This window comes from Stenotrophomonas sp. YJH_SMC_138, assembly GCF_059369855.1.
This window is the reverse complement of record NZ_JCAFTB010000001.1, coordinates 219,203-234,383: the sequence shown is the minus strand read 5'-3', so window position 1 is coordinate 234,383 and position 15,181 is coordinate 219,203. Positions and strand designations below refer to the sequence as shown.

At 68.6% G+C, this 15,181-nt stretch carries 11 protein-coding genes; 9 read left to right on the top strand and 2 right to left on the bottom strand.

The window, feature by feature from the left end; genetic code table 11:
• Positions 1 to 30 precede the first annotated feature (30 nt).
• The 3 genes from AC5P7I_RS01030 to AC5P7I_RS01020 are packed head-to-tail and all read left to right on the top strand — an operon-like array spanning position 31 to position 8,547.
• The gene (locus tag AC5P7I_RS01030) at positions 31 to 6,762 is read left to right on the top strand and encodes an Hpt domain-containing protein (protein WP_262088059.1); all 6,732 of its coding nucleotides are present in this window, start codon (positions 31 to 33) and stop codon (positions 6,760 to 6,762) included.
• Positions 6,749 to 8,086, top strand: a complete 1,338-nt coding sequence (locus AC5P7I_RS01025) for a chemotaxis protein CheB (protein WP_032959096.1) — start codon at positions 6,749 to 6,751, stop codon at positions 8,084 to 8,086. The genes AC5P7I_RS01030 and AC5P7I_RS01025 overlap by 14 nt, the downstream gene beginning before the upstream one ends.
• The gene (locus tag AC5P7I_RS01020; protein WP_014648089.1) at positions 8,083 to 8,547 is read left to right on the top strand and encodes a chemotaxis protein CheW; all 465 of its coding nucleotides are present in this window, start codon (positions 8,083 to 8,085) and stop codon (positions 8,545 to 8,547) included. Before AC5P7I_RS01025 ends, AC5P7I_RS01020 begins: the two co-directional genes overlap by 4 nt.
• 102 nt (positions 8,548 to 8,649) lie before the next feature.
• On the opposite strand, the gene AC5P7I_RS01015 is transcribed toward AC5P7I_RS01020, so the two are convergent.
• Together AC5P7I_RS01015 and bioA are read right to left on the bottom strand one after the other, a co-directional pair.
• On the bottom strand, positions 8,650 to 9,387 hold the full coding sequence (locus AC5P7I_RS01015) for a 16S rRNA (uracil(1498)-N(3))-methyltransferase (RefSeq protein ID WP_262088058.1): 738 nt from the start codon (positions 9,385 to 9,387) through the stop codon (positions 8,650 to 8,652).
• The gene (gene bioA / locus AC5P7I_RS01010; protein WP_032959099.1) at positions 9,378 to 10,769 is read right to left on the bottom strand and encodes an adenosylmethionine--8-amino-7-oxononanoate transaminase; all 1,392 of its coding nucleotides are present in this window, start codon (positions 10,767 to 10,769) and stop codon (positions 9,378 to 9,380) included. Before bioA ends, AC5P7I_RS01015 begins: the two co-directional genes overlap by 10 nt.
• A 77-nt stretch (positions 10,770 to 10,846) precedes the next feature.
• On the opposite strand from bioA, the gene nudE reads away from it, so the two are divergent.
• The 6 genes from nudE to gcvT all read left to right on the top strand — a co-directional run bounded on the left by nudE (position 10,847) and on the right by gcvT (position 15,180).
• The gene (gene nudE, locus AC5P7I_RS01005) at positions 10,847 to 11,410 is read left to right on the top strand and encodes an ADP compounds hydrolase NudE (protein WP_005418435.1); all 564 of its coding nucleotides are present in this window, start codon (positions 10,847 to 10,849) and stop codon (positions 11,408 to 11,410) included.
• The gene (gene cysQ, locus AC5P7I_RS01000; RefSeq protein WP_262088057.1) at positions 11,407 to 12,210 is read left to right on the top strand and encodes a 3'(2'),5'-bisphosphate nucleotidase CysQ; all 804 of its coding nucleotides are present in this window, start codon (positions 11,407 to 11,409) and stop codon (positions 12,208 to 12,210) included. Before nudE ends, cysQ begins: the two co-directional genes overlap by 4 nt.
• Positions 12,211 to 12,223: 13 nt before the next feature.
• A complete protein-coding gene (gene mazG / locus AC5P7I_RS00995) occupies positions 12,224 to 13,063 on the top strand; it encodes a nucleoside triphosphate pyrophosphohydrolase (protein ID WP_262088056.1) in 840 nt (279 codons plus the stop codon).
• Entirely contained in the window at positions 13,060 to 13,389 is a 330-nt protein-coding gene (locus AC5P7I_RS00990) for a YnfA family protein (RefSeq protein WP_014648085.1), read from the top strand. The genes mazG and AC5P7I_RS00990 overlap by 4 nt, the downstream gene beginning before the upstream one ends.
• A gap of 218 nt (positions 13,390 to 13,607) precedes the next feature.
• Positions 13,608 to 13,910, top strand: a complete 303-nt coding sequence (locus AC5P7I_RS00985; protein ID WP_014648084.1) for an Mpo1-like protein — start codon at positions 13,608 to 13,610, stop codon at positions 13,908 to 13,910.
• A gap of 157 nt (positions 13,911 to 14,067) precedes the next feature.
• Positions 14,068 to 15,180: a glycine cleavage system aminomethyltransferase GcvT gene (gene gcvT / locus AC5P7I_RS00980; RefSeq protein ID WP_014648083.1), complete on the top strand. Its 1,113-nt coding sequence runs from the start codon at positions 14,068 to 14,070 to the stop codon at positions 15,178 to 15,180.
• Position 15,181: the final 1 nt, after the last annotated feature.

The following is a 15,181-nucleotide window of genomic DNA, read 5'->3' as shown; positions in this document are numbered from 1 at the left end:
CCACCGAGCGGCGGCGAACGGAGCGCGTCCATGAGCAGTCTGCGCGATGCGATGAGCCACGCAGCGCTGGGCTGGGTCAAGCCCGAGCTGGACGAGACCCTGCGCCAGGTGCGCAACGAGGTCGAGTACTACGCGGAAGACCCGAGCGATGCCAGCCGCATGCGCATCTGCGCCGGCTACCTGCACCAGGTGCAGGGCACCCTGCGCATGGTTGAACTGTATGCCCCGGCGATGGTGGCCGAAGAGCTCGAGCAGCTGGCCAATGCCATCGGCGCCGGCCAGGTGGCCGACCGGGATGAAGCCTGTGCGACCCTGATGCGTGGCAGCGTGCTGCTGCCGGACTATCTGGAGCGCCTGCAGAACGGCCATCGCGACATTCCGATCGTGCTGATGCCGCTGCTCAACGAGATCCGCGCGTCGCGTGGCGAAGAAGGCGTCAACGACAGCGTGCTGCTGGCCTTTGCGCCGGACAGCATCACCGCCACCGAGGCCGAACTGGACCATGCCCGGGGCAGCCTGAGCGGGCGCAACCGCGAGCTGCTCGATACCGTCGGCAGCGCAGTGAAGGAAGAACTGCTGCGCATCAAGGATGCGCTTGACCTGCACCTGCGCACCGGCGGTGCACCGGAACAGCTGCAGACCCAGGCCAACGAACTGGGCGCCGTGGCCGACACGCTGGGCATGATGGGCCTGGGCGTGGCCCGCGGCGTGGTCGTGCAGCAGCGCGACGCGCTGCGTGGCGTGGTCGAGGGGCGCCAGCAGATCGACGAGAACCTGCTGCTGGATATCGCCGGTGCGCTGCTGTACGTCGATGCCTCGCTGGACGACCAGGTTGCCCATCTGGGCGCCGGCGGCAGTGGCGAGGACGATCCGAGCGCGGTGGAGAACCGGCGCACGGTGGAAGTGCTGGCCCATGAAGCCATCGCCAACTTCGCTGCCGCCCGCGAGCATTTCGTCGCCTTCATCGAAACCAGCTGGAACCATGCCGAGCTGCAGGATGTACCGCGCCTGCTGGGCGATGTGTCCGGCGCGCTGCGCATGCTCGACCTGGGTACCGCCGCCGATTACCTGCGTGGCGTGCAGCAGTACATCGAGGCCGAGCTGATCGGCCGCCAGCGCGTGCCCAGCGGCCGCCAGCTGGACACCCTGGCCGATGCCATGGCCAGCCTGGAGTACTACCTGGAAGCCCTGCGCGATCGTCGCCCGGGCCGCGAAGACATCCTCGAAATCACCCGCAGCAGCCTCGAGGCACTGCGCTACTGGCCACTGCCCGAACGCAACGCCGCCGCACCGGAAGCGCCGGCAGCGCTTGCGATCGAACGTGAGCCGCTGCCGGTGCAGGTCGAGCCGCTGCAGCCCGAGCGCATCGAGGTACCGGTGCAGCCTGCTGCGCCCGCGGCCGGCGACGTGCCGGTATCGCTGCCGGACTTCACCTTCGATCCGCCGCCGGCCACACCGGCACCGAGGGTGCCCGACAACAGCCTGATGTTCGGCGCGCTGGGCACCGCGGGCGTCGTGGCCGCCAGCCCGTTGGATGCTGGCGCCTCGCCGCTGCCAACACAGGATGATGCCGAGGCATCGCTGGTCTTCGCCGCGTCCAGCGCACCTGCGCCTGATGTCCCGCAGTGGGAGCTGGCGCCGTTCTACCCCGAAGCCGAGGCGGCCGCGCCCGCCGGCGACGAACGCGCGCCGACGTTCGCCAGTTTCGATCCCGTCAGCTTCGAACTGGCCGACAGCGATCACGCCGATGCACCGCAGTGGTCGCTGTCCGAGGCGCCGCAGGTGCTCGAGGAAAGCGCAGCGCCTGCGATCGACGAGACGACGGACAGCATGGTTTCGCCCGTGACCGGATTCGATGCTGCGCCGGTGTTCGATCCGGTAGCGGCCGAACGGGGCGCGGTTGCCGAGGCCGACGACGTGGTGTTCCGCTTCGACGCCGATGCATTGGACAACGCTGACGACGTGCTGTCGCTGCATGCGATGGAAACGTTGTCGCTGGACGATGACGCCGGGTTGCATCCGTCGCTGGAGATCGTCGATGCCGTGGCGCCGCCGCTGGCCGATGCATCGCCTGCGGCGGAGGTCAGGGTGGACGAGGCTCCGGATGACCTGCCGGCATCGTCGATCACGCCGCCGTCGATCGAAGCGCCCGCCCCGGCAGCGGAAACGTCGGCGCCGGCCGTGTCGGTGATCGATATCGACACCATCGCGCCGATCGATTTCAGCGAAGCCGATGCCCAGTTCTTCGCCGAGCTGAGTGCAGCCGCTGCCGGCTTCAATCCGCAGGCGATGCCCACCGCGACGGCACCGGAGGCGGTCGTTGCGACCGGCGCCGACGCCAATGCCGACGCGACTACGGGCTTTGACGCCGGCTTCGACGACGACGCCGAGAACATCGACGAGGACATCCGCGAGGTGTTCCTGGAAGAGTTCGACGACGAGCTCGCCAATCTGGGCACGCTGCTGCCGGCGTGGCGCATGCAGCCGGACAACATGGACCGGCTGCGCCCGATCCGCCGCATCTTCCATACCCTCAAGGGCAGTGGCCGCCTGGTTGGCGCACGTACGCTGGGCGAGTTCGCGTGGAAGATCGAAGGCATGCTCAACCGCGTGCTGGATGGCAGCCGCGCCGCCTCGCCGGCGGTGCTGGCGATGGTCGACAACGCACATGCGGCGCTGCCACAACTGAACGCAGCGCTGCGCCACGGCCAGCGCATCAGCGTCGACCTGCAGGCCATGCAGGCCATTGCCGACCGTGTCGGCGCAGGCGAGGAAACCTACTACGTACCGCTGCCGGGTGCGGCTGCGCCGGTTGTACCGGTTGCTGAAGCTGACGGCGAAGACGAGATCAGCCGCATTCTCGATGTGGAGGCTGCCGCCTCGGCGCCGGCCGATACCGACGTGGAGGCCGAAGTGGCCGGTACGCCGGCCAACATCGACAGCGTGCTGCGCGAGATTCTCGAGGCCGAGGTGGAAGTCCACCAGGCCACCCTGCAGGACTGGCTGCGTTCGGCGCAGCAGGCGCCGCAACCGGTCAGCGATGCACTGCTGCGCGCGGTGCACACCATGAACGGCGCCTTCGCGATGACCGAAGTGCCCGAGATCACGGCGGTGACCGGCGGCGCGGAGTCCTACATCAAGCGCGCACTGGCCGCCGAGGTGGTCCCGGGTGATGAAGGCGTAGCCGCCCTGGATGCGACTGCGCAGGCGATCACCGCCACCATGGAAGCGTTGCAGGCCGAACAGCCGCGCATCGCGCCGCAACAGGTACTCGCGCAGCGCCTGCAGGCGCTGGCTGGCGCGTTGCCGGAAGCGCGCTGGCCGATGGTGGGCCTGGAAGACGAAGAAGACGATCTGGCGCTGGATGACGAACCGCCGGTGGAACTGGACGCGGATGCATCGACAGCCGTCGCGCTTGAATCCGATGCGGTGCCGCATTCGTTTGCCGCACCGGAGCAGGACGCGGAAGCACGTGCCGATACTGCCGAAGCCCCGGTCGCCGACGTGGCGATCGAGGCCGGGCTGGAGGTCGGTGAGCTGACGGCCAGCGATGATCTTTCGCGCTACTTCGATGCCGGATGGCCGTCCGTACCGGGTGAGGAGGATGCGTCGCTGCCGGTGGTCGAATCGATCCAGGTGGCCGACGACGTTCCAGCCGTTGCCGTAGCCGGTGTCGAGGCGGAGGCCGAAGGCGTGCTGCGGTTGTCCGACGATGCCGGTTTGACCGTCGTGGATGATCTGTCGCCGTACCTGGATGCCAGTGCGCTGCCGGTTGACGACCGCGACGCCGAAGAGACTCCGGCCGCTGTCGAAGCCGTCGCATCTGACCTGAATGCGCCCTCGGCCGATCACGCGCACGTCGCTGATGCCACGGCGTTCGAAATGCCTGCTGCACTGCCACTCGACAGCGAGCTGTCGAGCCTGCAGGATGAAATGGCTGCGCCGGGGTTTGCAGAACCGGTCTCGCTGGAAGCCGCGCTCGAGGCCGGCCTGCACGTGATCGACGAACAGCAGCCCCTGGCCGATGACGGGCAATGGCCCGTGCTCGGCCTGCAGGCCAGCGAACTCGCGCCGGGCGAGGCGGAAGCCTTTGCCGAGGATGCGGACGTCGGCGGGGAGGCGGCGATCGGTGAAGGAGAGAGCGCCGATCAGCCGTCCCCGGCGACGGTGAATGAGGAGATCGCGGAGGCCGCAGCGCAGGCCACCGCCGAACCGGTACGCTTCTTCGAACTGGAAGACGCGCCGGGCCAGGCGGAGGTCCACGCCGAAGCTGCCGGCGTCGATGCGGTTGCGGTGTCGGATGCCGTGGCAGCCAGCGCGTCCGAAGCCGACGTGCCTGAAACCGTGACACCTGACATCCTTGCCATGCCGGTGCCGGAAGACAGCACCGATACGCTCGACTTCAGCGTCTACGATCGCGAGCTGGTCGACATCTTCGTCGAGGAAGGCAAGGACCTGCTCGACCACTGCGATGGCCTGATCAGCGAGCTGCGTGATGCACCGCAGGACCGCGAGGTGCTGGCCGGCCTGCAGCGTGACCTGCACACCCTGAAGGGTGGCGCACGCATGGCCGGCATCAACGCCATCGGTGATCTCGGCCACAGCATCGAATCGTTGCTGGAGGCGGTCGCCGCCGGTCGCACCGAGATCGAACGCCGCGATGTGCAGTTGCTGGAGCGCGGATTCGATCGCCTGCACCAGCTGCTGACCCGCACCGGTAACCACCGCGTGGTGGAACCGGCGCAGGATCTGGTCGATGCGTTCGAAGTGCGTACCACCACCGATATTGCCGCAGCAGCAGCGGCTGCCGCAGGCGCAGCGGACGTGGCGAGCGTTGCAGAAACCGCGTCGGCAGCGGTCGCCGGCCCTGCGCCGGCACTGCTCGATGCGCCGTTGTCGGCACCGCTGCCGGCCGAAGGCGTGATCGATGAAGATTCGCTGGCGCGCCCGCAGCAGGAACAGGTGCGCGTGCGCGCGGATCTGCTCGACCGCCTGGTCAACCATGCCGGTGAAGTGGCGATCTACCGCTCGCGCCTGGAACAGCAGCTTGGTGCCTTCCGCGGCGCGATGGGCGAGCTGGAGCGCACCAATGCGCGACTGCGCGACCAGCTGCGCCGACTCGACCTGGAAACCGAGGCGCAGATCGTCGCCCGCTACCAGCGTGAGCAGGACCAGGCCGATCAGAAGTTCGATCCGCTGGAACTGGACCGCTTCTCCACGCTGCAGCAGCTCAGCCGTGCACTGAACGAGTCGGCGGCCGATCTCGGGGGCCTGCAGGGCGTGCTCGACGATCTGTCACGCCAGTACGATTCGTTGCTGCAACAGCAGTCGCGCGTCAGCTCCGAGCTGCAGGATGGCCTGATGCGCGCGCGCATGGTGCCGTTCGATGGCCTGGTGCCGCGCCTGCGCCGCGTGGTCCGCCAGTCCGGAATGGATACCGGCAAGCAGGTGCACCTGACCCTGGAGGGCACCCACGGCGAACTGGACCGCAATGTCCTCGATCGCATGGTCGCGCCGCTCGAACACATGCTGCGCAACTCCGTGGCCCACGGCCTGGAAGCGCCGGAACAGCGTCGCGCCGCCGGCAAGCCGGAAGAGGGCGAAGTCGCCATCCGCCTGCACCGTGAAGGCTCGGAAATCGTGCTGGAAGTGGCCGATGACGGTGCTGGCCTGGACCGCGAAGCGATCCGACGCCGCGCCATCGATCGTGGCCTGTTGGCCGCCGACGCGCAGCCCAGCGAGCAGGAACTGGACAACCTGATCTTCGCCTCCGGTTTCTCCACCGCCGACCAGGTCAGCCAGCTGGCGGGTCGTGGCGTGGGCATGGACGTGGTGCGCAACGAAGTGCGCCAGCTCGGCGGCTCGGTCGACATCCAGTCGGTGCGTGGCCAGGGCGTGCGCTTCACCTTGCGCCTGCCGCAGACGCTGGCCGTCACCCAGGCGGTGTTCGTGCAGATCGGTGAAACCACCTTCGCCGTGCCGGTGGCCTCGGTCAGTGGTATCGGCCGCCTGTCACGCGAACGCTTCGAGGCCGCCGACAGCAGCTACCGCTACAGCGGCGAAGACTATCCGCTGTATGACCTCGGCAGCCTGGTCGGGCAGGCCCCGGCACGCGCCGATGGCCAGGACCAGGTGCCGCTGCTGCTGGTGCGTGCCGGTGACCTGCGCGCTGCCGTGGCGATCGACCAGGTGCTGGGCAACCGCGAAATCGTGGTCAAGCCGGTCGGCCTGCAGATCGCCTCGGTACCGGGCATCTACGGTGCCACCATCACCGGCGATGGCCGCGTGGTGGTGATCCTGGACGTCGCGCCGCTGGTGCGCCGTTTCCTCGCCAATCCGACCGCACCGGTGCTGGCCAATGCACCGCGCGACGAACGCCAGGTGCCGTTGGTGATGGTGGTCGATGACTCGCTGACCATGCGCAAAGTGACCGGACGCATCCTGGAACGCCACAACTTCGAAGTCAGTGTTGCCCGTGACGGCGTGGAAGCACTGGAGCGGCTGGAAGAGCGCGTGCCGGACCTGATGCTGCTGGATATCGAGATGCCGCGCATGGACGGCTACGAGCTGGCCACGGCGATGCGCGCCGACCCGCGCTACAAGGATGTGCCGATCGTGATGATCACCTCGCGCAGCGGCGACAAGCACCGCCAGCGCGCCTTCGAGATCGGTGTCCAGCGGTATCTGGGCAAGCCGTACCAGGAACTGGACCTGATGCGTAACGTGTACGACCTGCTGGGGATCGCCCGTGTCCGTGAGTGAAACCCATCCGGCCCCGGCCGTCGCCCTGCTGGCCCGCCCCGGTGCGGCGCGCGAACGCCTGCGCGAGGCGCTGTCGCATGCAGATGTGCAGCTGGTCCTGGAAGATGACCCGAACGGCCTGGAGCCACAGGTCCTGCAGGCTGCGGATCCGCAGTTCGTGGTGATCGCGCTGGAAGCGGCCATCGAGGACGCACTGGAACGGCTGGACGCCGTGCTCTCGGCACCGGGGCTGACCCTGGTGTTCGATGAGGCCGAGCTGGCCGCGCGCCGCGACGGCTGGGAGGCGCAGCGTTGGGGGCGCCATCTGGCCGCCAAGCTGCACGGCCACCAGCAGGTGTTGCCGCCGGGTGCCGAGGAAGAGCCCAGCCTGCAGCTGGAGCCCGGCCATCCGGCGCCCGCGCCGGCGCCGCAGGAAGAAGCCCTGCAGCCGCATCTGGCGCAGGCGCTGAGCTGGGCCGATGACGTTCCGGCCGACGGTCTGTATTCGCCGCCGGCACACCTGCACGAACCGATCGCGCTGGAGCAGGCCCTGGCGGCACTGCAGCCGGACGTGCCCGAACCACGGGATCCGCCTTCGCCGCCGCAAGCGCCGGCCGAACCGGCGGCGCCTGCGGCACCGCCGATCTCCTTCGATCACACCGCCTGGTCGCTGGTCGAGGAATCGATCGAAGCGCCGGCACCGGCAGAAGTGGCGGCGCCGGCCGCTGCGCCGCAGCCCTCCTTCGATACCGATCATTTGACCCTGGTCGATCTGGATGCCGCCGCCCCGGCCGGTGCGCGCGCCGCATCAGTGCTGGTGCTGGCCGGCATCGGTGGCCCGGATGCGTTGCGTCGCCTGCTCGGCGCACTGCCCGCGTCGTTGAGCGTGCCGGTCCTGGTGCACATGCGCCTGGACGGTGGCCGCTACGGCAACCTGGTCAAGCAGATGTCGCGTGTTTCGCCGTTGCCGGTGCAGCTGGCCGAGGCCGGCCAGCGCGCCGCGCCGGGCGAGGTCCACGTGCTGGCTGATGATATCGGCGTGCGCGCGGCCAGCGATGGCCTGCATTTCCAGAGCGATGCCACCGGTATTTCGCTCGCTGCATTGCCGGCCGCACACACTGCGCTGGTGCTGCTCAGCGGTGCCGACCTGGCCCATGTCGGCCCGGCGCTGGACCTGGCGGCCGCCGGTGCGTGGGTGGCCGGGCAGGTAGGCGAGGGCTGCTACGACCCGGCTGCGGCCACCGCCGTGGTTGCTGCCGGCATGGTGGCCGGTGAACCGCAGGAGCTGGCGCAGGCAATTGCCGCGCGCTGGGGTGAGCAGGACGACAACGGAGAGGCACCATGAGCTACGCCAGCAACGACGAAATCCGCGGCGTCCTGATCCAGGCCGGCAACGAGCGCGTACTGCTGCCCAATGCCACCGTGGCCGAAATGATGTCGCGCGTACCGGTGCAGCCGGTCTCCGATGCGCCGCGCTGGCTGGTTGGCGAGATCGGCTGGCACGGCTGGCAGGTGCCGCTGGTGTCGTTCGCACGCCTTTCCGGGCTGGGCGAAGAGACGGTGGCCGGCCACAACAAGGTGGTGGTACTGAAGTCCCTCAGCGGCAACGCGCAGCGCCCGTACTACGCGCTGCTGACGCAGAACTTCCCGCAGCTGATCTCGGTGCCGCGCGACGGCCTGCTGGCCGACGCCTCCGAAGAAACCCTGCCGCAGATCGTGCACATGCGCGTGCTGCTGGGTGAGCAGAGCGCGCTGCTGCCGAACCTGGATGCACTGGAAGCGGCGCTGGATTCGCTGGCGGCCTGATCGGCAATCCGCCGGTCGGGTAGCTGGTAGTGCCGGCCGCTGGCCGGCAACCCCATGATCCCGTGGATGCCGGCCAGCGGCCGGCACTACCACGAATCAGCCTCACCCCAGATCGCCCAACCGCGCCTGCAACGCCGCGATCGCGGCCAGTCCGGCCGTTTCCGTGCGCAGGATCCGCGGCCCCAGTTGCAGCCCCTGGAATCCTGCCGCGGCCAGTTGATCGCGGTCGCGTGGCGACCAGCCGCCTTCCGGGCCGATTGCAATCACGATGCCGCCAGCGGGAGCGGCTTCCAGCGTCGACAGGCGATGTGCTCCCTGCGGATCCAGGGTCAGCCGCAGCGAATCGGCTGGCAGCGCCGCCGCAGCCTGCGCCAGCGACAGCGGCGAACCTACCGGCGGAATGCGCGCGCGCCCGGACTGGCCGCAGGCCGAGGTCACCACGTTGTTCCAGTGCGCCACGCGCTTTTCCGCCCGTGCCGCGTCCAGCTTCACCTCGGTGCGCTCGGCGTTGACCGGAATGATCGCGGCCACGCCCAGCTCGGTGGCCTTCTGCAGGATCAGGTCCATCTTCTCGCCACGGGCGATGCCCTGCAGCAGGGTGATCGCCAGCGGGGATTCGTTGTCGATGGCCTGCACGGCGTCGATGAGGACCTGCACCTCGCGCTTGCCGGCCACGGTCAGCGTCGCGCTGTAGTCGTGGCCATCGCCGTTGAACAGCACGCAGGTATCGCCTTCGCGCAGGCGCATCACCCGCACCAGGTGGTTGGCGGTCTCTTCCGGCAGGGTCACGGTCTGGCCGCTGTGCAGCGCCAGGTCGATGGGGCAGCGGGTCACGCGCATGCAATCGCCTCGTCGATGGCCGCCAGCGTGGTGTGCGCCAGCAGCTCCAGTTGTTCGTCGTCCACGCAGTAGGGTGGCATCCAGTACAGCACGTCGCCCAGCGGGCGCAGCACCACGCCGCGCTTGAGGGCGGCCTTGTAGGCCTGCAGGCCCAGCCGCAGGCCCGGGTCGAACGGCGTGCGCTTGTTGCCGTCGCGCGACAGCTCGAACGCCACCACCATGCCGGCCTGGCGCACGTCGGCCACGTGCGGGTGGTCGGCAAACGGTGCCGCCAGCGTGCCCATCACCGAGGCGATGCCCCGGTTGCGCGCGATCACATCGTCGTCGCGGAAGATGTCCAGCGTCGCCAGTGCCGCGGCGCAGGCCAGCGGGTTGCCGGTGTAACTGTGCGAATGCAGGAAGGCGCGCTCGCGCGAGTCGTCGAGGAAGGCGTCATACAGCGCCTGCGTCGCCAGTACGGCGGCCAGGGGCAGGAAGCCGCCGGTCAGGCCCTTGGACAGGCACATCAGGTCCGGCATCACCCCGGCCTGCTCGCAGGCGAACAGGGTGCCGGTGCGGCCGAAGCCGGTGGCGATCTCGTCGGCGATCATGAACGCGCCATGGGCATCGCACAGTTCGCGCACGCGCTGCAGGTAGACCGGGTCATGCATGCGCATGCCGCCGGCACACTGCAGGCGCGGTTCCAGGATCACCGCGCAGACCTCGCCCGGGTGCTGGTCGAACAGCGTGGCCAGGCCATCGGCCGCCTGCCGTGCGCGATCGGCCGCGCTCTGGCCCGGTTCGGCCAGGTAGGCATCGGGCGACGGCGCGAACAGGCCCTCGGCCAGCAGCGGCGCATAGACGCGGCGGTACAGCGGAATGTCACCCAGCGCCAGCGCGCCCAGGGTTTCGCCGTGGTAGCCGTTCTCGAGCGCGATGAAGCGCGTGCGCCGGGGCTCTCCGCGGTTCTGGAAGTACTGGAAGGCCATCTTCAGCGCCACTTCCACGCCGGCGGACCCGTTGTCGGCGTAGAACACCTTGGCCAGCGGTTCGCGGCCGGCCTGGCGTGGCGCCAGTGCCAGCAGGCGTTCGGCCAGGGTGATCGCCGGCTCGTGGCCGAAACCGGCGAGCATCACCTGTTCCAGCTGCCCGGCCTGGGCAGCGATGGCACCACCGATGCGCGGTTCGGCATGACCGAACAGATTGGTCCACCAGCTGCTGACCGCGTCCAGATAGCGGTTGCCGTCGTGGTCGATCAGCCATGCGCCTTCGCCACGGGCAATCGGTACCAGCGGCAGGGTGTCCGGATGCTCACGCATCTGCGTGCACGGGTGCCACAGCACCTGCAGGTCGCGCTGCCGCCAGTGGCGGGCCAGCGGGGAGGGGGTTGGGTCTGCTAGCATTTCGGGCTCATGAACATGTTGCTGCCTGCACATTCTATCGGCCCCGGCGCAGCCGCCGGTCGCCGCGGAGATTCCGCATGAACGATGACCGTGCCGGCCGTCGCTTGCCGATCATCCATCGGATCACCGATGAGGAGAACGGCCCCTTCCAGCGCCAGCACCTGGACCTGGAGTTCTCCAACGGCGAACGCCGCCGCTTCGAGCGCCTGGTCAGCCGTGGGCACGGTGCGGTGGTGGTGGTGCCGATGCTCGACGACGAGACCGTGCTGCTGGTACGTGAATACGCCGCTGGCATGCACCGTTACGAACTGGGGCTGGTGAAGGGCCGGATCGATGCCGGCGAGACGCCCGAGCAGGCGGCCGACCGCGAACTGAAGGAAGAGGCCGGTTATGGTGCGCGCCGGGTCGACGTGCTGCGCGCGATGACCCTGGCCCCGACCTACATGAGCCACCAGTCGTGGCTGGTGGTGGCGCGCGACCTGTACCCGGAAAAACTGGCCGGCGACGAGCCGGAGGAGCTGGAAGTGGTGCCGTGGAAGCTGGCCGAACTGGACCAGCTGATGCTGCGCGAGGACTTCTCAGAGGGACGCTCGCTGGCGGCGCTGTTCATTGCCCGCCAGTGGTTGCAGGGAACGCGATGATCAAGCTGACGACGGACCTGCGCGAGACCGCCATCGCCATCGCCCAGGAAGCCGGACAGGCCATCATGCAGGTGTATGCCGATGGCGTCGACGTGCAGATCAAGGACGACAACAGCCCGGTCACCGCAGCTGACCTGGCCGCCAACCAGGTCATTGAACTGGGCCTGCGCCAGCTGACCCCGGACCTGCCGATCCTGTCCGAGGAATCGGCGCAGGTGGGCTGGGAGCAGCGCCGCCACTGGGGCGCCTACTGGCTGGTGGACCCGCTCGACGGCACCCGCGAGTTCGTCAAGCGCAACGGTGAGTTCAGCGTCAACATTGCCTTGATCTACCAGGGCGCACCGGCATTCGGCGTGGTGCTGGCGCCGGTCACCGGCATTGTCTGGCATGCCATGCGCGGGGAACTGGCCTATCGGCGGCAGGGTCTGCACGACACCGTGCTGCGCACCCGCACGCCGGCCACTGCTCCGCTGCGCGTCGCCGCCAGCCGATCGCACCGTTCGCCGGAAACCGAGGCGCTGCTGGCGCGCATGGGCCGCATCGAGACCATCGCGCAGGGATCGTCGCTGAAATTCTGCCGGATCGCCGAAGGCGGCCTGGATGTCTATCCGCGGCTCGGCCCGACCTCTGAATGGGATACCGCCGCCGGCCAGTGCGTGCTGCATGCGGCGGGTGGCGCGGTGCTGTCGGCCGCGACCGGCAAGCCGTTCCGTTACAACCGCCGCGAAACGCTGTTGAACGGCGATTTCATTGCCCTTGGTGATACCAGCCTGCCGTGGCGCGACTGGTTGTCCGACTGAACCTGGAGGCCGCATGAGCGCGCATGACACCCCTGCCACCGGCAGCGAGGCAAGCCATCAACTGGAACGCCTGCTGGTCATCATGGCGCGCCTGCGCGACCCGCAGGGAGGTTGCCCATGGGACCTGGAGCAGGACTTCTCGACCATTGCCCCGTACACCATCGAGGAAGCCTACGAGGTGGCCGATGCGATCGACCGCGGCGACCTCGACGATCTCTGCGACGAGCTCGGCGACCTGCTGCTGCAGGTGGTGTTCCACGCACGCATGGCCGAGGAGCAGGGGGCATTTGCCTTCGCCGATGTCGCACGTGCGATCAGCGACAAGATGCAGCGCCGTCACCCGCATGTGTTTGCCGATGTCAGCGTCGACGATGCCGACGGAGTGATGCGCAACTGGGACGCGATCAAGCGCGCCGAGCGTGCCGCCAAGGGCGAGCAGGACACCTCCGCACTGGCCGGTATCTCGCGTGGCCTGCCGGAATGGCAGCGCGCCGTGACGCTCCAGTCGCGCGCGGCCAGGGTCGGTTTCGACTGGCCGGGCCCGCTGCCTGTGCTGGACAAGGCGGCCGAGGAGCTGCAGGAGCTGCGAGAGGAATTCGAGCGCGGCGATATCGCGGGCAACAAGGCGCGCCTGCATGAAGAACTGGGCGACCTGCTGTTCGTCTGCGCCAACCTGGCCCGGCACGCCGATATCGATCTGGGCGCCGCACTGCGCGGGGCCAACCACAAGTTCGAGCGGCGCTTCCGCGCGATGGAAGCGCAGGCCGAGGCGCAGGGGGAGGCGTTGGCGGCACTGGACCTGGATGCGCAGGAAGCGCTGTGGCAGCACGCCAAGGCAGCAGAAAAAGCGTGAAGACGCTTGGCCTGTTCCTGCTGACCGCGCTGGCCGAGATCGTCGGCTGTTACCTGCCATGGTTGTGGCTGCGCAAGGGAGGCAGCGTCTGGTTGCTGCTGCCGGCCGCGGCCAGCCTGGCCCTGTTCGCCTGGCTGCTGACTCTGCACCCGACTGCCAGTGGACGGGTCTATGCCGCCTACGGTGGCGTGTACATCGGCACCGCGCTGTTCTGGTTGTGGCTGGTCGACGGCATCCGCCCCAGCCGCTGGGACCTGTTCGGTGCAGCCCTGTGCCTGGCCGGCATGGCGGTGATCATGTTCGGTCCGCGCACGCCCCCGGTGTAGCGTCGAGCCAGGCTCGACCGCGCCCACCCTTTTGTAGAGCCGAGCCATGCTCGGCTGCTTCTCCGGGGAGCAGTCGAGCAAGCTTGGCGCTACAAAGGCCAAGGCAGCCGAGCATGGCTCGGCTCTACAACGGCCGCCGGGCCATGCCCCGCAAGCGCGCAGCGCTGCATCCCGGTAAGGCGCATGATGGCAGTGACCACGGCCCCCGGAGCACGCGCATGTCCCGCTTCGCCAGCTTCCGCGAGTTCTATCCGTTCTATCTCAGCGAGCACCGCCACCCGGTCTCGCGGCGCCTGCATTTCATCGGCAGCTGCGGAGTGCTGCTGCTGGCTGCGGCTGCCGTGTTGCGCGGCCAGCCGACGCTCCTGCTGGCCGCGTTGTTCTGCGGTTATGGATTCGCCTGGGTCGGCCACTTTTTCTTCGAGAAGAATCGCCCGGCCACCTTCCGGCATCCGCTGTATTCATTCATGGGTGACTGGGTGATGTTCGTCGACATCCTGCGTGGGCGGGTGCGCCTGTAACAGGCGGTTGCGGGGAGCGCAGCCATTGCCTCGCCCGAAAGGGAAAGGGCGCGGCGGACCGCGCTTCCGCTTCCACGAACCGCTGCGCTGCGGCACGCCTGCGGGCGACCGATCTGGGATAATGGGAATTCCTGTTTCCTCTGCTGCCGGACCGGTCATGACCCAGAAGACGCTGCTCAACGATACCCACCGCGCCCTTGGCGCCAAGATGGTCGATTTCGGGGGTTGGGACATGCCCATCCACTACGGCTCGCAGCTGGACGAACACCACCTGGTGCGTCGCGAAGCCGGCGTGTTCGACGTCAGTCACATGACCGTGGTCGACCTGCGCGGTGACCAGGTCAAGCCGTTCCTGCGCCGCCTGCTGGCCAATTCGATCGACAAACTGAAGGTGACTGGCAAGGCCCTGTACTCGTGCATGCTGAATCCGCGCGGCGGCGTCATCGACGACCTGATCGTCTATTACCTGGGCGACGATTTCTTCCGCATGGTGGTCAATGCCTCCACCCGCGAAAAGGACCTGGCCTGGCTGCGTGAGCAGGCGGCACCGTTCGGTGTTTCCGTCGAGCAGCGCCCGGACCTGGCCATCCTCGCCGTACAGGGCCCGCAGGCGCGCGACATCGTGATCGGCCTGGCCCGCGAAGCCGACCGTGCAGCACTGACCAAGCTGGGCCGCTTCGCCGCCCTGCAGGCGCAGTCCGACGACGGCGTCGAGTTGTTTGTCGCCCGCACCGGCTACACCGGTGAAGACGGTTTCGAGATCCTGCTGCCGCAGGATGCCGTGGTCGCCTTCTGGAACCGCCTGCTGGCGGCAGGCGTGAAGCCGGCCGGCCTCGGTGCGCGCGACACCCTGCGCCTGGAGGCCGGCATGAACCTGTACGGCCAGGACATGGACGAAGAGATCAGCCCGTATGAAGCGGCACTGGCCTGGACCGTGTCGCTGGACGAAGGCCGCGACTTCATCGGCCGCGACGTGCTGGAGGCGCAGAAGGCCGCCGGCACCGCGCGCCAGATGATCGGCCTGGTGATGGACGAGAAGGGCGTGCTGCGCCACGGCCAGGCGGTGACCACCGCTGGCGGCCAGGGCGAGATCCTGTCCGGCACCTTCTCGCCGACCCTGGCCAAGGGCATCGCCTTCGCCCGCGTGCCGGCCGGTGAACTCGGCGAGGTCACCGTCGACATCCGCGGCCGGCAGGTGCCGGTGCGCGTGGTCAAGTTCCCGTTCGTGCGCGAAGGCCAGGCCCAGCCCGGCGTGCTCGCCGACGCCTGAT